Origin of the sequence: Streptomyces sp. SID12488 (assembly GCF_010548275.1) — a bacterium.
Classification (GTDB): Bacteria; Actinomycetota; Actinomycetes; order Streptomycetales; family Streptomycetaceae; genus Streptomyces.
Window position 1 is genome coordinate 1 of record NZ_JAAGLT010000017.1, and the last position, 17,101, is coordinate 17,101.

The 17,101-nt window shown below is 70.8% G+C and carries 16 protein-coding genes; 14 read left to right on the forward strand and 2 right to left on the reverse strand.

Features of this window, described 5'->3' with window-relative positions; genetic code table 11:
• Positions 1–288 precede the first annotated feature (288 nt).
• Both G3I56_RS24315 and G3I56_RS24320 read left to right on the forward strand, forming a co-directional pair.
• Entirely contained in the window at positions 289–690 is a 402-nt protein-coding gene (locus tag G3I56_RS24315; RefSeq protein ID WP_239135079.1) for a nuclear transport factor 2 family protein, read from the forward strand.
• Between the two features lie 36 nt (positions 691–726).
• Positions 727–1,134: a nuclear transport factor 2 family protein gene (locus tag G3I56_RS24320; RefSeq protein ID WP_164412387.1), complete on the forward strand. Its 408-nt coding sequence runs from the start codon at positions 727–729 to the stop codon at positions 1,132–1,134.
• A gap of 121 nt (positions 1,135–1,255) precedes the next feature.
• On the opposite strand, the gene G3I56_RS24325 is transcribed toward G3I56_RS24320, so the two are convergent.
• Entirely contained in the window at positions 1,256–2,941 is a 1,686-nt protein-coding gene (locus G3I56_RS24325; RefSeq protein WP_239135080.1) for an NAD(P)/FAD-dependent oxidoreductase, read from the reverse strand.
• A gap of 178 nt (positions 2,942–3,119) precedes the next feature.
• Between G3I56_RS24325 and G3I56_RS24330 the strand changes: the two genes are divergently transcribed.
• From G3I56_RS24330 to G3I56_RS24355, 6 genes are all read left to right on the forward strand, one after another.
• Positions 3,120–3,512 (forward strand): carboxymuconolactone decarboxylase family protein, encoded by a 393-nt coding sequence (locus tag G3I56_RS24330; RefSeq protein ID WP_164412389.1) that lies wholly within the window; start codon positions 3,120–3,122, stop codon positions 3,510–3,512.
• A gap of 134 nt (positions 3,513–3,646) precedes the next feature.
• Positions 3,647–4,387 carry a glucose 1-dehydrogenase gene (locus tag G3I56_RS24335; RefSeq protein WP_164412391.1) on the forward strand — a complete coding sequence of 247 codons (741 nt, stop codon included), beginning with the start codon at positions 3,647–3,649 and terminating at the stop codon, positions 4,385–4,387.
• A gap of 158 nt (positions 4,388–4,545) precedes the next feature.
• Positions 4,546–5,766, forward strand: coding sequence for an FAD-dependent oxidoreductase (locus tag G3I56_RS24340; protein WP_164412393.1), 1,221 nt, complete (start codon positions 4,546–4,548; stop codon positions 5,764–5,766).
• A gap of 19 nt (positions 5,767–5,785) precedes the next feature.
• Entirely contained in the window at positions 5,786–5,980 is a 195-nt protein-coding gene (locus tag G3I56_RS24345; RefSeq protein WP_164324347.1) for a ferredoxin, read from the forward strand.
• Positions 5,981–6,051: 71 nt separating this feature from the next.
• Entirely contained in the window at positions 6,052–7,290 is a 1,239-nt protein-coding gene (locus tag G3I56_RS24350; RefSeq protein WP_164412395.1) for a cytochrome P450, read from the forward strand.
• A gap of 64 nt (positions 7,291–7,354) precedes the next feature.
• On the forward strand, positions 7,355–8,272 hold the full coding sequence (locus G3I56_RS24355; protein WP_164412397.1) for an SDR family NAD(P)-dependent oxidoreductase: 918 nt from the start codon (positions 7,355–7,357) through the stop codon (positions 8,270–8,272).
• Positions 8,273–8,624: 352 nt separating this feature from the next.
• On the opposite strand, the gene G3I56_RS24360 is transcribed toward G3I56_RS24355, so the two are convergent.
• Complete coding sequence (locus G3I56_RS24360) at positions 8,625–10,085, reverse strand: MFS transporter (protein ID WP_203690572.1); 1,461 nt, start codon at positions 10,083–10,085, stop codon at positions 8,625–8,627.
• Between the two features lie 375 nt (positions 10,086–10,460).
• Here G3I56_RS24360 and G3I56_RS24365 point away from each other — a divergent pair, with 375 nt between their 5' ends.
• The 6 genes from G3I56_RS24365 (at position 10,461) to G3I56_RS24390 (ending at position 17,042) form a co-directional block, all read left to right on the forward strand.
• On the forward strand, positions 10,461–11,189 hold the full coding sequence (locus G3I56_RS24365; RefSeq protein WP_164412399.1) for a hypothetical protein: 729 nt from the start codon (positions 10,461–10,463) through the stop codon (positions 11,187–11,189).
• Positions 11,186–11,731 carry a histidine phosphatase family protein gene (locus tag G3I56_RS24370; RefSeq protein WP_343240043.1) on the forward strand — a complete coding sequence of 182 codons (546 nt, stop codon included), beginning with the start codon at positions 11,186–11,188 and terminating at the stop codon, positions 11,729–11,731. Before G3I56_RS24365 ends, G3I56_RS24370 begins: the two co-directional genes overlap by 4 nt.
• Positions 11,732–12,000: 269 nt before the next feature.
• Positions 12,001–12,627, forward strand: coding sequence for a YigZ family protein (locus G3I56_RS24375; RefSeq protein ID WP_164412401.1), 627 nt, complete (start codon positions 12,001–12,003; stop codon positions 12,625–12,627).
• Positions 12,628–12,715: 88 nt separating this feature from the next.
• Entirely contained in the window at positions 12,716–13,879 is a 1,164-nt protein-coding gene (locus G3I56_RS24380; protein ID WP_164412403.1) for an exonuclease SbcCD subunit D, read from the forward strand.
• Entirely contained in the window at positions 13,876–14,061 is a 186-nt protein-coding gene (locus G3I56_RS24385; RefSeq protein WP_164412405.1) for a hypothetical protein, read from the forward strand. The genes G3I56_RS24380 and G3I56_RS24385 overlap by 4 nt, the downstream gene beginning before the upstream one ends.
• On the forward strand, positions 14,058–17,042 hold the full coding sequence (locus G3I56_RS24390) for an SMC family ATPase (RefSeq protein WP_164412406.1): 2,985 nt from the start codon (positions 14,058–14,060) through the stop codon (positions 17,040–17,042). The genes G3I56_RS24385 and G3I56_RS24390 overlap by 4 nt, the downstream gene beginning before the upstream one ends.
• Positions 17,043–17,101 lie beyond the last annotated feature (59 nt).

Sequence of the window (17,101 nt, forward strand, 5' to 3'; positions counted from 1 at the left end):
GTGCTCGACCTCGCGCACGCCCTGCAGGACCTTCTCCCGGGTGAGCAGGTTGATCCGGCCCAGCTCGTCGTCCTCGCCCCAGTCGCCCCAGGTCGAGCCCGGCGGACGCTGCTTCCAACGCTTCGTCATGACTGACGCCTCCTCGCGTGACGGTCCTCGTCGACGGTCGTCGGCATGCTATTTAGATTATACCGATCGGTCAACAACTGGAACTGTGTCGGCGCAGCCCTTTTTATTGCCACACGTTCAGCAATAGACTCAGTGGTCGAAACATCGACTGTTGGGGAGATGATGAGCGAATCCACACAGGCGTGGGTGGCTGCCGGCGTCCGTTCCGTGATCGGGACGCACACCCAGGCCCAGGACGCCGGACGCACCGACGAGATCGTTGCGCTGTACACGACCGACGGGATCCTGGAACTGCCGGGCACGGACCCCCTTCAGGGCCATGACGCCCTCCGTGCGGCCTTCAAGGGCTGGGCACCGGAGAAGCCGCAGCTGCACCTGGTCACCAACACGGTCGTCGCCTCCTCCGCCGACGACGAGGCGACGGCCACCAGTGACGTGGCGTTCCTCCAGCGCGGCGAGTCGGGCTGGGCGGTCCAGGTCGTCGGGCACTACGAGGACGAGCTGACCCGGGTCGACGGCACCTGGCTGCTCCGGCGCAGGAAGACGACGTACCAGGTCTGACCACGTGTCCCCCCTTCGACTTGACCTTGGAGAGAGATGAGCACCACTTCCGCCGACGCCGAGGCGTCGGTCACCACCGGCGTGCACACCGCCATCGCCGCCTACGCGCAGGCGCTGGACACCAACCGCACCGCCGACCTCGCCGAACTGTTCGTGCCCGACGGTGTCGCCGAGATCGCCGGTATCGCGACCTTCGAGGGCCGGGACGCGATCCGCGAGGGCTTCGCGGCCTTCGCGCCGACCCAGCCGCAGCTGCACCTGGTGGCCAACACGGTGGTCACCTCGTACACCGAGGAGGAGGCCACGGCGGTCAGCAACCTGGCGTTCTTCCAGCGTGGCGAGGCGGGCTGGGCGGTGCAGCTCGTCGGCCGCTACGACGACACGCTGCGCCACCACGAAGGCGCGTGGAAGTTCCAGCGGAGGGTCACGACCTTCCTGCCGTAACGCGCCGGCGTATCAAGGCATCACGCGTCGACGCGTCGACGCGTCACGGAAAGCCGATGCTCGTGCCACCCGATTCGTCGGGTGGCACGAGCATCGGCTTTCCGCGTGCTCAGGCTCGTGCTCAGGCCTCGCTCTTGCGCTCCGTCGCCTTGGAGAAGGTGAGGGCGGGGAAGTCGTTCTGGACCGCCTCGCGGATCAGCTCCTGGAGCTTCCAGCGCCCGCTCGGGTTCAGCAGCTGCTTGATCGGCTTGCCGGGGATGTTGCCCCCGGAGAAGTAGCTGCTCTCCAGGAAGGAGGACATCGTGCTGTTGTTCACGCTGTCCGTCCACTCCTCCTCGGCGGCCTCGGTCACTTCGATGACGTCGTGACCGTGGTCGCGCGCGTGGACGATCGCGTCGGTGACGATCTCCACCTGGTCGCCGGCGTACCGCGGGTTGTTGCCCGTCGCGCCGTGCGGCCCGCCGGGGAAGAAGAAGTTCGGGAAGCCGGCCGTCGCGACCCCGAGGTAGGTGCGCGGGCCGTCTGACCAGTACTCCTTCAGCGGGAGGCCCTGACGGCCCCGCACGCCGAGCCGGTTGAGCGCGCCGGTGCCGAAGTCGTAGCCGGTCGCCCAGATGATGATGTCGAACTCCTCGACACCCGCGGCCGTTTCGATCCCGTCCTCGGTGATGCGGGTGATCGGCGTCTCGTTGATGTCGACGAGGGAGACGTTCGGCTTGTTGTACGTCTCGAAGTAGCCGGTCCCGAAGGGGGGCCGCCGCCCGCCGTAGCCGTGGGCCTTGGGGATCAGCTTCTCCGCCGTCTCCGGGTCCTTGACGATGCTGCGGATCTTGTCGGCCATGAACGCGCACCACTCCGCGTTCACGGTCTCGTTCGAGAGCATGTCGTAGTAGTGCTCGGTCAGCTTGGTGAAGCCGGGGCCGTTCCACCGCTCCTCGTAGAACGCCTGGCGGTCCTCCGGGCTGTCCTCGAGGCCGGAACGCATGACGATCTGGTGGAGGAACCCGCTCGGCGAGGTGTTCAGCGTGTCCCGGATGGACTCGAAGTTCGCCTTCAGCTCCGCCTGCTCCTCGGGTGTGATCGGCCCGTTGTTGAGCGGTGTGAGCCAGTCGGCGTCCTTCTGGAAGACGGTCAGCCGCTCCACGTCGTCCGCGATCGCGGAGATGATCTGCACACCGCTGGATCCGGTGCCGATCTGGGCCACCCGCTTGCCGGTGAAGTCGATGGGGGTCTTCGGCCAGCGGCTGGTGTGGTGCTGAGCGCCGCGGAAGTCCTCGCGTCCCGGGATGGCCGGGATGTAAGGCACCGAGAGGTTGCCGGTCGCCGCGACGACGAAGCGGGCCCGGACCTCCGTGCCGTCACTGCCCCGTACGGTCCAGGTCCCGGACGGCTCGTCGAAGACGGCCGCGGTCACCTTCACGCCGAAGGAGATGTCGCGGCGCAGGTCGAACCGGTCGACGACGTGGTTGAAGTACCGCTCGATCTCCGGTTGGCCCGCGAACTTCTCCGACCACTCCCACTCCTCCCACAGCTCCTTGGAGAAGAGGTAGCCGTAGGTGTAGCTCTCGGAGTCGAAGCGCGCCTCGGGATAGCGGTTCCAATACCAGGTGCCGCCCACTCCGGTCCCCGCCTCCAGCAGCTTCACCGAGAACCCGGCCTCCCGGGCCAGGTGCAGCTGGTAGATGCCGGTGACACCGGCGCCGATGACCAGTACGTCAACCGTGCTGCCCGTGCTGCCCGTGCTGCCCGTGCTGCCCGCGCTGCCCGTGTCGACCTGGTCCGGGCTCGTCCTTGTCGTGTCGCTCATGTGCTCTCCCGCGTGAGCCTTGATTCATATGTCGACCGCTCGGTCGAATATTCAGTGAGAGTAGATGAGCGGGCGGGTCCGGGCAATGGATGTGAATCTCGGCCGGGTCATTGATTGTACCGACCGTCTGATCTAACTTTCGCTGAAGGACGTGAAACCGCACAACGGGAGTACAGGTATGAGCGACAAAGGTGTCGAAGAGACCGCCGATCTGCGCGCCGCCGGCTGGAAGGCCATGCGCGCCGCCCTGCCCGGTGTGTTCCCCGAGGGTGACGTCGATCTGCGGGACGGCCGTCTCGGCGAGGACCTCGTCGACATCGGTCTGCTCGGCGTCTGGGGCGGGCTGTGGGGTCGCGAGGGGTTGGCTCCGCGTGACCGCAGCCTGGTGACGCTGGGCATCCTCATCGCCCTCGGCGCCGAGACCGAGCTGAAGACCCATGTCCGTATCGCCCGGACGAACGGTCTGACCGAGGACGAGATCGCCGAGGTCATCTACCACTCCAGTGGCTACACCGGCTTCCCCCGGGCGGTTGCCGCCCGCACCGCGGCCCGCGAGGCCCTGGAGGGCTGACGGAACCTCCCGTTCCGCTCCCGCACTGCCTCATTTATCGCCGTATCGCCGTATCGCTGTACGCCGTATTGCTGTACGCCGCCGACGGGGCGTGAGTCGTCGGCGTCCCCCATCACTTCGCTCAAGGAGCACACATGACACTGCAGGGAAAGGTCGCGGTCGTCACCGGCGGCGCCCGTGGCATCGGCCGTGGGATCGCGACCGTACTCGCCGCCAAGGGGGCCGCGGTCGCGGTCTGGGACCTGAACACCGAAGGTGCCGAGGACACCGTCGCTCTGATCGTCAAGGAGGGCGGTACGGCCATCGCGGTGGGCGGTGACGCGGCCGACGCCGAGGCGGTGGCGGCTTCGGCGGCCCGCACCCGGGAGGAGCTGGGCCCGGTCGCGATCCTGGTCAACAATGCCGGAACGACCGCCTTCGAGCCCTTCACGAGCATCACCGAGGCGTCCTGGGATCGCCTGATCGGCATCAACCTCAAGGGCCCGTTCCTGGTCACCAGGGAGCTGGTGCCCGACATGCTGGCGGCGGGCTGGGGCCGGATCGTCAACATCTCCTCGTCGTCCACGCAGACCGGCGCACCCTCCATGGCGCACTACGTGGCCTCCAAGGGCGGCCTCGTCGGTCTCACCAAGGCGCTGGCGGTCGAGTACATCGAGAAGGGGATCACCGTCAACCACGTCCCGCCCGGGTTCATCGACACCCCGCTGATTCGTCAGGGTCCCCTTGATGTCGAGGCGGTGGCCGCCACGATGCCGATGAAGCGGGCCGGCGCTCCGGAGGACATCGCCTACGCGGTGGCCTATCTGGCCTCCGAAGAGGCGAGCTATGTGACTGGCCAGACGCTCAGCGCGAACGGCGGTCGCTACCTGGCGTGAGCGGCCCGGGTGGAGGGTGTTGCTGTCGGTAGGCCCTCCATGCAGGGTTGTTTGTACCGACCGATAGGTATAATTTTCATCGAAGTATCGGGCCACAGCTGCAATGGAGCACGCATGAGCATCGACGACGTCAGAAACGGCACCCGTGGGGTGACCGCATGACGGCCCGCGTCCTGGTGGTGGGCGCCTCGGCGGCTGGGTTGTCCACGGTGGAGGCGTTGCGGCGCAAGGGGTTCGTGGGCGGGGTCACGGTGCTGGGTGATGAGCCGCATGCTCCGTACGACCGGCCGCCCCTGTCGAAGCAGGTGTTGTCCGGGGCTTGGGAGCCGGAGCGGGCTCAACTGCGCACCCAGGAGCAACTGGCTTCGCTGGACGCCGAGTTCGTGCTCGGTGATCCGGCGGTCGGTCTCGATCCAGGGTCACGGACGGTGCGTACGGAGTCCGGGCGGCAGCTGGGCGCCGACGCGGTGGTGATCGCGACGGGTGTGCGGGCGCGCAGGTTTCCCGGGCAGGACGGCCTGGCGGGTGTGCATGTGCTGCGCACGCTCGACGACGCGCTGGCGTTGCGCGCCGATCTGGTGCCGGGCCGGCGGCTGGTGGTCGTCGGTGAGGGTGTGCTGGGGTCGGAGATCGCGGCGACCGGGCGGACGCTGGGGCTGGAGGTGACGCTGGCGGGGCCGTTGGCGGCGCCGATGGCGTTGCAGGTGGGTCCGGTGGTGTCGGGGGTGCTGGCCGGGCTGCACACCGAGCGCGGGGTGAGTCTGCGGCTTGGGGAGGGCGTCGTCGGGCTGGCGGGCGAGGGCGGCCGGGTCACGGGGGTGCGGCTGGCCTCGGAGGAGGTGCTGCCGGCCGATGTGGTCGTGGTGGCGATCGGAGCGGTTCCGGCGACGGAGTGGCTGGCGGACAGCGGCCTGCTGCTCGACAACGGCGTGGTGTGTGACGCGCGGTGCCGGGCGGCCGAGGGGGTCTACGCGGTCGGTGATGTGGCCCGCTGGCACCACGAAGGCCTGGGCCGGTCGATTCGTCTGGAGAACCGGACGAACGCGACGGAGCAGGCGATGGCCGTCGCCGGGGTGATCCTCGGCGGGGACGAGCCGTACGCGCCGGTGCCGTACTTCTGGACGGATCAGTACGACGCCAAGCTCCAGGTGCACGGTTTCCTGCCCGCGGATGCCGAAGTGGACGTCGTGGAGGGCGAGTTGGCGGCCCGGCGGTTCGTCGCCCGGTATCGCGTCGGGGGCCGGGTCACGGGGGTTCTGGGCTGGAACATGCCCAAGCAGACCCGCCTGCGCAGACCGGAGGTCGTGGACGCACTCCGGACCCCCACCGAACCCACTCCCGCATCCACCCCTGCCCCTGTCCCCGCCCCTACTCGCTGAACTGACCGGGAGAGATGTCATGAAGGTTGTTGTCGACGAGGAGAAGTGCGTCGCCGCCGGACAGTGCGTGAACGCCGCCATGGACGTGTTCGACCAGCGTGACGAGGACGGCATCGTCGTCCTCCTGGATGAGAACCCGCCCGCCGAACTGGCCGAGGACGTGCGCAACGCCGCCGCCATCTGCCCGGCACTCGCCATCCGCATCGAGGAATAGACCGGGTGACAGACGCACGTAGAGCTCTTGGGTTCCGTGTGCGTCCCGCCCCCACCACTTGAGGAGATTCCATGGCTGAGACAGAGACCCGGCTCGCCCCCGACGGGCAGGCGTACTTCTATCAGGACGACCGGGATGCCAAGTGCCCCTTCGCACCGCCTCCCGGACTGCGCGCCCTGAACGAGACGGCTCCGGTGACCCGGGTCCGTATCTGGGACGGCAGCACCCCGTGGCTGGTCACCGGCCATGCCGCGCAGCGGGCGATCCTGTCCGATCCCCGGGTCAGCTCGAACGACAAGCAGGCCGGGTTCCCGTATCCGAACCACGTCATGGCGGAGTCGGCCCCCCACCACCCGCTGACGATCTTCAACGCGGACGGCGCCGACCACACGCGCATCCGCCGCATGATGACCCGCCCGTTCACGCGCCCCCGGATGGAGGCGCTGCGGCCGAAGATCCAGGAGTTCACCGACGAACTCATCGACCAGATGCTCGCGGGCCCGAAGCCGGTGAACCTGGTGGCCGCGCTGTCGCTGCCGCTACCCTCGCTGATGATCTGCGCGCTGCTCGGAGTGCCGTACGCGGACCATGACTTCTTCCAGGAACACGCCCAGTGGGCCACCAGGAGCGACAAGACGGTCGAGCAGCAGACCGCGGCCAACGCGGCGCTGGGCGGCTACCTGGCCAACCTGCTCCAGAAGAAGATGGAGGAGCCGGCCGAGGACGTGCTCTCGGACTTCGCCGCGCGGATCAAGGACGGTGACCTCACCCTTCCCGAGGCCGTCATGCTGTCCATGATCCTGCTGATCGCCGGTCACGAGACCAGCTCCAGCATGATCACGCTGGGTACCGCGCTGCTGCTGGAGAACCCCGGCCAACTGGCGAACCTGCGCCAGATCGACGACACGAAGGCCGTCGCGAACGCAGTCGAGGAGATTCTGCGCTATCTGACTGTCCCGCAGCTCGGGCAGCGCCGGATCGCCGCCGAGGACTTCGAGTTCGAGGGCGTGCAGATCAAGGCGGGCGACGGAATCATCGCCGCGCTGCCCGCCGGGAACTGGGACCCGGAGGCCTTCCCCGAGCCGGAGAAGCTCGACATCACCCGCAAGGCGAGCCATCACGTCGCCTTCGGCTGGGGCATCCACCAGTGCCTCGGCCAGCAGCTCGCCCGTATCGAGCTCCAGGTCGTCTACGGCACGCTCTACCGGCGCGTCCCGACCCTGCGGCTCGCCGTCGACCGTGACGAGCTCGACTTCCGTCCGGCCGACGCGCTCGCCTTCGGCATCAGCGAGTTGCCCGTCACCTGGTAGTACCCGTGGCGATACCCGACGGACGGCGACCCGTCCCACCACCGCAGCACAACAGGAGTCACCTATGAGCGAGTTCAGCTTCGAAGGACGCGTCGCCGTCGTCACCGGCGCGGGCCGCGGCCTCGGCCGGGCCTACGCCCGTCTGCTGGCGGAGCGGGGCGCGAAGGTCGTCGTCAACGACCTGGGCGGGTCGATCGAGGGCGACGGCGCGGACATCGGCCCCGCGCAGAGCGTCGTCGAGGAGATCACCGCCGCGGGCGGCACGGCCGTCCCCGACACCAACGACGTGTCCACGCGGTCCGGTGCCGAGGCGATCGTCAACCGCGCGGTCGAGGACTTCGGCCGTGTCGACGTCCTCGTCAACAACGCCGGGATCATCCGGTACGCAGGGCTGCCCGAGATCGAGGCGGAGAACCTGGAGCGCCACCTCGCCGTACACCTCGTAGGCTCGTTCAACACGCTGCGGGCCGCCTGGCCGCACTTCGTCGAGCAGGGGTACGGACGGGCCGTACTGACCACCTCCAGCGGCATGTTCGGACTCGACAACAACCTGTCGTACGCGGCGGCGAAGGCGGGCACGGTCGGCCTGGCCCGCAGCGCCCGCCTGGCCGGTGAGCCGCACAACATCAAGGTCAACCTGATCGCGCCGGCGGCGATGACCCGCATGGGCGGGGGCGAGCAGCTGGACGACGCGCAGCCCGTCCTGGGTATGCCGCACATGCCGGCGGCGGCGGTGGCGCCGATGGTGGCGTACCTCGCTCACGAGAGCTGCCCGGTCAACGGGGAGATCTACACGGCCGGCGCCGGCCGCTTCGCGCGCCTTTTCATCGCCTCGACCGAGGGATACGTCCACCAGGACGGTGCGGCGACTGTCGAGGACGTCGCGGCGAACTGGGACAGCATCAACGACGAGAAGGACTACTACGTGCCGTCCGACCTGATGGCGTGGTCCGGCTCCTTCCTCAAGCACCAGTTCGGATAGGGCGAAGATCGTCCCGCTGCCGCACAGGCAGGCGCTGGCAAGCTGGTGACCGTGGGCCCGATCCACCGATGTCCCCCTCGACGCTCCGTCGAGGGGGACATCGGTGGATCGGGCCCAGTGCCGTGCCGTGCCGTGCGGGGTGCGGTGCGGTGACGGCATGGTCTGCCAGTGCCTTCGGACCTCTCGCGGACGAACTGGCCCAAGCCCTCGCGCACTGCGGGGCCTCGCCTCTGACAGGCGCAGCGCTTCTCACCGCGTCGTGCGGTGAGGCACCGCGCAACGCGGGTCGGGCCCGCCACTTCACCGAAGCGGCGGGTCCGACCCGCGTAACCGTGTGCCGTTGGCCGAGTGGTCAGACAGCTGCCTGGCCGGTCTGGACCTCGTCGAGGCGCTTGCTCCTGGGGATCAGGGAGACGAGCAGCGTGCCCACGGCGCAGCAACCCACGACGAGCCAGAGCCCGTTGGTGAAGCCGGCGTCGAGGTAGAACTGGGTGCCCTGGAGGATCGCCCCGTGCTGTGCCATCACGACGAAGGCCAGCTGGGACACGATGATCTGCGCGACGCCCTGACCGAGGGTCTGGGCCCCGTTGGCCAGCGCCTGTTCCTCGGGGGTGACCACCTCGATGATCATGATGGGTGCGATGGCCATGACCATGCCCGTGCCGGTCCCCGCGATGATGCCCATCCCCACGATCTGGGGTGCGCTGTGGTGCAGTTGGGTGCCGATGCCGTAGCCGAGGACGGTGAGCGCGGAACCGAGGCCGAGAAGGATCCGCGCGTCCATCCGGCGGGCCAGGAAGCCGGTGCTGACCGCCGCCACGATGATCATGACACTGATGGGGCTGGTGACGATGGCGTTGTGGGTTCCGGACCAGCCGAGGCCTTCGGAGACGTTGGGGATGTTCGGCATCAGTATCAGCATCTGGATCACGACGCCGACGGCGCTGAGTGAGCCGGCCGCGATGGATGTGGCCAGCAGGACGGTCCACACCGAGCGGCGCCGGGTCATGGCCGGCGGGAACAGCGGTTCGGCGACGCGGCGTTCGACGAGGACGAATGCGATCAGCGCGATCAGTGCCCCGGCCACCCAGCCGGCGAACCTGCCGCTGTCCCAGCCCCAGTGCGAGCCCTGGCCCACGGCGTAGACGAGCGCCGTGATCCCGCCGCCGAGGAGGATGCCGCCGAGCCAGTCCATCCGGCCGCCCGCCGCGCGGATCGGGCTCTCCGGCACGAAGGCCGCCACCAGCGCGAAGCTCACCGCGGTGCTGATGGCCATGAACCACAGCACGCCACGGAAGCCGTAGTCGTCCAGGAGCCAGCCGGACAGGAAGGGCCCGCCGAAGGCGACGAGGCCGACACCGCCGGCGAGGATGCCGCTGGCGAGTCCGACCCAGCGGCGGGGGAACACGTCGCGGGTGATCGCGTAGGCCAGCGGGGCGGTGGCCGCGTAGATGCCCGCGATGCCGCGCCCGATGAGCAGGGTGCGGTAGTCGGTCGCGAGGGCGGCGACCAGGTCACCGACGAAGCCCAGCCCGGTGGCGACGAGCAGAACCTTCTTCTTGCCGAAGAGAGCCGCGGCCTTGACCGCGAAGGGCAGGAAGAAGGTCCCGGTCAGGAGCGTCATCAGGGTGAACCAGGCGATCTCGGTCGTCCGGAAGTGGATCGCGACCTCGGCCTGCGCGATGCCGGACAGCGCGGCCATGAGCGCGACCAGCTGGACGGTCCACACGAGCGCGACGACGACAAGCACGTTGCGCCTGGTGGAAGGGGGTCTTTCGCCTTCCTGCGGGGCGGCGGTCTGTGTCTGGGTCATGGGCGGCCTTCCAAGGGGTGAGCGGAGATGGGGAAGGGGAGATGCGGCGCGTGCCCGTCTGCGACTCCGGTGCGCCTGCCGCGTAAAGTAGACCTAGCGGTCGGTACAATCAATAAGTTGCGCGTAAAGCCGCTGGGCTACCGATTTACGTCCCGCTCACCGGGACGCAGGCGCCTGACGATCGCGGCTGGGAAACGCGCCCCGACAGAGGCGCGGGGCTGTGTCGATCTGTGGCTCCGCCGCGGGGTGCGACAAGCCCCCACAGGCCGGAAGCCGAATGAGTCACCTGAAGAGGGCACGAGGAACTGCGCGACCAACTCCACCAACCCGAGCCGAAACGAACCCCCAACCCGGCGGAGCGTTACGCTCGGCACCGTGCTCCGCATCTACGACGCCCGAACCGACGAGTCCGTAGTCGCCGCCCCGGCCCGCCGGGCCCTGACCCGTGTCGAGGCGCATGCGCCAGGCTTCGGCGCCACCGCCCTCCGTGTCCTCCTGATCGCCGATGTCCTCGCCCGCGCCCTGGAGATCGGCGGCACACCCGTGTGGGCCGTACTGGCCGCCGAGGAACAGGTGGCCGAACTCCGGGCGAGCGCCGCGGCTCTCGGTGTCCGGCCCTTCGAGGACCGGCGCGATGTCGGACCGGAGTTCGCGGGGGCCCAGCTGATCCATGTGGTGAGGCAGGGTGACGAGGCAACGGGCGGCATCCGGCTCGATGTCGCCCCGGTCGACTCCGCCGACGCCGTGGGCGCCCCCGAGGACATCGACCCCGCCACCCTCCGCCTGGCCCTGCTCGCCCACCTCCGCTCCGAGCCCGTCCACCTGACCCCGGCCGCCCTGGCCGACGCGGGGAGCGCGCTCGCGCACTGGCGCCGGTCGGTCGCCGTCTGGGCGGCGCAACCGTCCCGTCCGGTGCCCGAGGGGGTACGCCAGGAGCTGCGCGCCGCCTGGGAGGACGACCTGAATCTGCCCGCCGTACTGGACGTCCTGCGCCGCATCGAGACCCTCGACGGGCTGCCGGACGGGGCCCGCTTCGAGACGTACGCTTACGCCGACCGGATCCTCGGCCTCGAACTCACCCGCGAGATCGGGTCGTTGACGTGACCGACCGCCGCACCACGGGCCCGCTGCGCCGTCTGGTCGTCCTGCGGCACGCCAAGTCGGCCTGGCCGATGGGCGTCGGCGACCACGACCGCCCCCTCGGGCCGCGCGGTCTGCGCGATGCCCCCGCCGCCGGACGCGCACTTGCCGAGGCCGATTGCCTGCCCGACCTCACCCTGTGCTCCACCGCCGAACGCGCCCGCCGTACCTACCAGTTGGCGGCGGCCGAGTGGGGCACCCCATTGCCGGTCCGGCACGATCCGAGGCTGTACGGGGCCGACGTACCGGAGTTGCTGGCCGTCGTACGCGAAGTCCCGCCCGACGTCGGGACGTTGCTGCTGGTCGGGCACAACCCCGGCCTGGAGGAACTGGTGCTGGAACTGGCCGGGGACGCGCTCGGTGACGCGCTGGACACCGTACGGACGAAGTTCCCGACCTCCGCGATCGCCGTCCTGGCCCGGCACGGCGACGGCTGGCACGACCTCGCGCCCGGCGCGGCCCTGCTCACGGACCTGATCGTGCCGCGCGGGACGAAGACCCACTGACCCGACACTGATCCGGTCCGGCTGGCCCATGTGCCCGCGTGGGCGGCGGTCCAGGTCCGGTTCGGCGCGGCGGAGCACCTACCGGGTGCCCCTCCAGCAGCCAGGCCCGCCGACGGGGCGCGGTGGCAGAGGGTTCGGGTTCGGCGGGGTCGGCACTCTCCTTGCGATGGATGGTCCGGTCCGCGGTTTCCGGGCAACGAGGAGTGAGTGTCCAGGACGGCGGCACCCGCGCCTCCGGCGGGGCGTCCGGCTGCGCATAGGGTGGCGGGATGCCGGACGAGTACCGCACAGTGACCCAGGCGGGCGTGCACGAGACCGAGGTCAACCGCTCCCGCTTCCTGTGCGCCCTCGCCCCCGCGGCCACCGAGCAGGAGGCCCAGGAGTTCGTCGCCGCCGTCCGCAGGGAGCACTCCGACGCCACCCACAACTGCTTCGCGTACGTCATCGGCGCCGACGCCTCCGTCCAGCGGGCGAGCGACGACGGCGAACCGGGCGGCACCGCCGGAGTCCCCATGCTCCAGATGCTGCTGCGCCGCGACATGCGGTACGTCGTCGCCGTCGTCACCCGCTACTACGGCGGCGTCAAACTGGGCGCGGGCGGCCTGATCAGGGCGTACGGGGGAGCGGTCGGCGAAGCTCTCGACGCGCTCGGCACCCGCACCCGCCGCCGTTTTCGGCTGGCCACGGTGACCGTCGACCACCAGCGGGCAGGGAAGGTCCAGAACGACCTGAGGTCCACCGGGCGCGAAGTACGTGATGTGCGCTACGGCGAGGCCGTCACGATCGAGATCGGGCTGCCGGACGCCGATGTGGACGCCTTCCGGGCCTGGCTGGCGGACGCGACGGCGGGGACCGCCGGGTTCTCGCTCGGGGGAGAGGCGTACGGGGACGCATGAGCGCCACGATGCCCTCGAGGGCCGCACATCGGGCCGATACAGGAGTAACCACCCGTGATGTCAGACCCGGCTGTTAGTTTCGGGGATCATGAGACTGCTGCACACGTCCGACTGGCATCTCGGCCGCTCCTTCCACCGGGTGAACATGCTCGGGGCGCAGGCCGGGTTCATCGGCCACCTTGTCACCGTCGCGCGCGAGCGTGAGGTGGACGCGGTGGTCGTGTCGGGTGATGTGTACGACCGGGCGGTGCCCCCGCTGGCCGCTGTCGAGCTCTTCGACGACGCCCTGCACCGGCTCGCCGGTCTCGGTGTGCCGACGGTGATGATCTCCGGCAACCACGACTCGGCCCGCCGCCTGGGCGTCGGCGCCGGGCTCATCGACCGGGCCGGCATCCATCTGCGCACCGACCCGTCGGCCGCCGGCACCCCCGTGGTGCTCGAGGACACCGCCGGCGACGTCGCCTTCTACGGACTGCCCTATCTCGAACCGGCGCTGGTGAAGGACGAGTTCGGGGTCGAGAAGGCGGGTCACGAGAGCGTCCTCGCCGCCGCCATGGACCGGGTCCGCGCCGACCTCGCGACGCGCGCGGAGGGCACCCGTTCCGTCGTCCTCGCCCACGCCTTCGTCACCGGCGGCGAGGCCAGCGACAGCGAGCGGGACATCACCGTCGGAGGGGTCGCCGCCGTGCCCTCCGGGGTGTTCGACGGCGTCGACTATGTGGCGCTGGGCCATCTGCACGGCTGCCAGACCATCACCGGGAGCGTGCGCTACTCGGGCTCCCCGCTGCCGTACTCCTTCTCGGAGGCGGATCACCGCAAGAGCATGTGGCTGGTCGACCTGGCGGGCGACGGCTCGGTCACCGCGGAGCGCGTCGACTGCCCGGTGCCGCGCGCGCTCGCCCGGATCCGGGGGGCGCTGGAGGAACTGCTCGTCGATCCGGACCTCGCCCGTCACGAGGACGCGTGGGTCGAGGCCACGCTCACCGACGCGGTGCGCCCGGCCGACCCCATGGCCCGGCTCACGGAACGGTTCCCGCACACCCTCAGCCTCACCTTTGATCCGGAGCGGCCACCCGGAGACCCGGACGTGACGTACGCGCGGCGCCTGGCGGGGCGCGGCGACCAGGAGATCGCGGAGGACTTCGTCCTGCATGTGCGGGGTGCGGGAGCCGACGAGCACGAACGGAGCGTCCTGCGGGACGCGTTCGACGCGGTGCGGGCCGACGAGTCGGTACGAGAGGTGGCGCGATGAACGCGGCGCGGATCGGGCTGACGCTGTGGAGCGGGCGGAGCAGCTGGACCGGGAAGGACAGGGCCCGCCTGGCAGGTGCTTCCGGGAGCATCGGCACCGGCACTGGAACAGCCGCCGCCCCGGACGGCAGCGGCCCGACGCACCGCCGCCACGGCGACCTGTACACGGAGGGCGCCCGGTGAGACTGCACCGGCTCGACATCACAGCCTTCGGGCCCTTCGGGGGCGCCCAGCAGGTCGACTTCGGCGAGCTGTCCGCCGCCGGGCTCTTCCTCCTGCACGGCCCGACGGGCGCGGGCAAGACCTCCGTCCTGGACGCCGTCTGCTACGCGCTGTACGGCTCGGTGCCCGGCGCCCGCCAGGGCGGCTCGCTGCGCAGCGACCACGCCGAGCCCGGCACCCGCACCGAGGTCACCCTCGAACTCACCGTCGCCGGACGCCGGTTGGAGCTCACCCGGCAGCCGCCCTGGGAGCGCCCCAAGAAGCGCGGCGCGGGCACGACACTGGACAAGGCCCAGACCTGGCTGCGCGAGTACGACTCCTCGGCCGGAGCCTGGAAGGACCTCAGCCGCTCCCACCAGGAGATCGGCGAGGAGGTCACCCAGCTGCTCGGGATGAGCCGCGAGCAGTTCTGCCAGGTCGTGCTGCTGCCCCAGGGCGACTTCGCCCGCTTCCTGCGCGCCGACGCCGAGGCCCGAGGCAAGCTGCTCGGCCGCCTCTTCGACACCCATCGCTTCGCCGAGGTCGAGAAGCGCCTCGCCGATCGCCGACGCGCCGCCGAGGCCGAAGTGCGCGACGGGGACACGGAGTTGCTGGCCGACGCCCACCGCATGCAACAGGCCGCCGGTGACGCCATGGAGCTGCCCGGCCTGGCGCCGGGTGAACCGGGGCTGGCCGAGGCCATCATGGCCGCCGCGGCCGTAGCCCGCTGCACCGCGCGGGAGCTGCTCACCATCGCCCACTGCGCCCGCGCCGCCGCCGAGTCCGCGCAGGCCGCGTCCGACGGCGCGCTGGCCGACGTACGCGAAGTGGCGCGGCTGCAGCGCCGGTTCGCCGAGGCGCGGAAGCGGGCCGGGCGGCTGGAGGAGCGCGCGGACGCCCACCGGGAGGACCGGGCGCGGATGGAGCGGGCCCGCAAGGCCGAGGCGGTGGCGCCCGCGCTGGAGTTGCGCGAGGTCGCCGAGACCGAGCACCGACGCGCGGCCGACGGTGAGACACGCACGCGTGCCCTGCTGCCGGACACCTTCGCGGACGCCGGCGCCGGTGGACTGGCCGCCGCCGCACGCCGGGCCGCAGAGGAGTTGGGCGGCCTCGAATCCGCCCGCCGCGCCGAACAGCGGCTGGCTCAGCTGACCGCCGAGCGCACCGGCCTGGACCGTCAGGAGCGCGCCGACGAGGACGTCCTGCACGACGCCGAGAACTGGCTCGGCGACTGGGCGGCGACGAGGGCGGGCCTCCAGACCCGTATCGAGTCGGCCCAGGAAGCCGCCACCAGGGCCGAACAGCTCGCCGTCCAGCGGGAACCCGCTCAGAGCCGGCTCAGAGCCGCTCGCCAGCGCGACGCGTTCGCCCGGGACACGGACGAGGCGCAGACACACGTACTGGCGGGGCGCGAGCGTGCCACGGAGGCGAAGTCCCACTGGCTCGACCTCAAGGAACAGCGCCTGAACGGCATCGCCGCCGAGCTGGCCGCCAACCTGAGCGACGGCGAACCCTGCGCCGTCTGCGGAGCCACCGAACACCCGGCGCCCGCACGGAAGATCACCGGACACGTCGACCGCGAGGCGGAGGAGCATGCGCTGGCCGCCTACCAACGGGCCGACGAGCGGCGCGCCGAGGACGAACGCCGACTGGGCGTCGTACGCGAGGCGCTGGCGGCTGCCACCGCCGAGGCCGGTGACGCGCCCACCGATCAACTCGCCGAACAGGCCGAGGAGTTGGAGCGTCGGTATGAGGAGGCCAGGCTGGGCGCCTCCGGGCTGCACTCCGCGCACGAGGAACTGCGCCGGGCCGAGCAGGAGCGCGAGCGCCGCAGCGCCGCCCAGCAGGAGGCGGCTCTCAGGACGGCGTCCCGGGTAGCTCGCCGGGACAGTCTCGATCGTGAACGGACCGCGCTGGAGGATGAGTTGGCGCAGGCCCGGGGTGGCGCCGACAGCGTCGCCGTGCGGGCCGCGCAGCTGGAACGGCAGGCCGCACTGCTCACCGAGACGGCCGAGGCGGCGCGCGCCGCCGAGGACACCGCCCAGCGCCTCAAGGACGCCGACGCCCGCCTCGCCGACGCCGCCTACCGCGCCGGGTTCGACACCCCACGCGCGGCGGCGGACGCCCTCCTGGACGACGCGGCGCACCGCGAACTCCAACGGCAGCTGGACGACTGGCAGTCGGAGGAGGCCGCCGTACGGGCCGCCCTCGCCGAGCCCGACACCGTGGCCGCCGCCCAGCAGTCGCCCGCCGACCTCGCCGGCGCGGAACAGGCGGCCTCGGCCGCGGCCCGGCGGCTGCGGGAGGCCGCCTCCGCGCGCGACGCCGCCGCGAGCCGCTGCACCGAACTCGACCGTCTGTCCGCCCGCTCCGCCACCGCCGTTCGCCGGCTCGCGCCGCTGCGGGCCGCCCACGACCGGGTGGCCCGCCTCGCCACCCTCACTGCGGGCACCTCGGCCGACAACGAACGCAGGATGCGGCTGGAGTCGTACGTCCTCGCGGCCCGCCTGGAACAGGTGGCCGCCGCCGCGACGGCACGGCTGCGGCGCATGTCGTCCGGGCGCTACACCCTGGTCCACTCCGACGACCGGGCCGGGCGGGGCCGCAGCGGCCTCGGGCTGCATGTCGTCGACGCCTGGACCGGCCGCGAGCGCGACACGGCGACCCTGTCCGGCGGCGAGACGTTCTTCGCCTCGCTCGCACTCGCCCTCGGCCTCGCGGATGTCGTCACGGACGAGGCCGGAGGGGTCCGCCTCGACACCCTCTTCATCGACGAGGGCTTCGGCAGCCTCGACGAACAGACACTGGACGAGGTTCTCGACGTCCTCGACTCGCTGCGCGAACGCGACCGCAGCGTTGGGATCGTCAGCCATGTGCCGGATCTGCGGCGCCGTATCCACGCCCAGCTGGAGGTGGTGAAGGGGAGATCGGGGTCGGTGGTGCGACAGCGGGGCGGCGAGTGAGGCCCTCGGCCGGACCGGTGTGACCGGTGTGACCGGTGTGACCGAACGGTGGCGCTCAA

What these genes read in the sequence shown, in the direction of transcription:
- G3I56_RS24315 (WP_239135079.1), top strand. Translation starts at nt 289, where the DNA reads ATGATGAGCGAATCCACACAGGCGTGGGTGGCTGCCGGCGTCCGTTCC.
- G3I56_RS24350 (WP_164412395.1), top strand. Translation starts at nt 6,052, where the DNA reads ATGGCTGAGACAGAGACCCGGCTCGCCCCCGACGGGCAGGCGTACTTC.
- G3I56_RS24360 (WP_203690572.1), bottom strand. Translation starts at nt 10,085, where the DNA reads ATGACCCAGACACAGACCGCCGCCCCGCAGGAAGGCGAAAGACCCCCT.
- G3I56_RS24340 (WP_164412393.1), top strand. Translation starts at nt 4,546, where the DNA reads ATGACGGCCCGCGTCCTGGTGGTGGGCGCCTCGGCGGCTGGGTTGTCC.
- G3I56_RS24320 (WP_164412387.1), top strand. Translation starts at nt 727, where the DNA reads ATGAGCACCACTTCCGCCGACGCCGAGGCGTCGGTCACCACCGGCGTG.
- G3I56_RS24375 (WP_164412401.1), top strand. Translation starts at nt 12,001, where the DNA reads ATGCCGGACGAGTACCGCACAGTGACCCAGGCGGGCGTGCACGAGACC.
- G3I56_RS24325 (WP_239135080.1), bottom strand. Translation starts at nt 2,941, where the DNA reads ATGAGCGACACGACAAGGACGAGCCCGGACCAGGTCGACACGGGCAGC.
- G3I56_RS24380 (WP_164412403.1), top strand. Translation starts at nt 12,716, where the DNA reads ATGAGACTGCTGCACACGTCCGACTGGCATCTCGGCCGCTCCTTCCAC.
- G3I56_RS24330 (WP_164412389.1), top strand. Translation starts at nt 3,120, where the DNA reads ATGAGCGACAAAGGTGTCGAAGAGACCGCCGATCTGCGCGCCGCCGGC.
- G3I56_RS24385 (WP_164412405.1), top strand. Translation starts at nt 13,876, where the DNA reads ATGAACGCGGCGCGGATCGGGCTGACGCTGTGGAGCGGGCGGAGCAGC.
- G3I56_RS24335 (WP_164412391.1), top strand. Translation starts at nt 3,647, where the DNA reads ATGACACTGCAGGGAAAGGTCGCGGTCGTCACCGGCGGCGCCCGTGGC.
- G3I56_RS24355 (WP_164412397.1), top strand. Translation starts at nt 7,355, where the DNA reads ATGAGCGAGTTCAGCTTCGAAGGACGCGTCGCCGTCGTCACCGGCGCG.
- G3I56_RS24345 (WP_164324347.1), top strand. Translation starts at nt 5,786, where the DNA reads ATGAAGGTTGTTGTCGACGAGGAGAAGTGCGTCGCCGCCGGACAGTGC.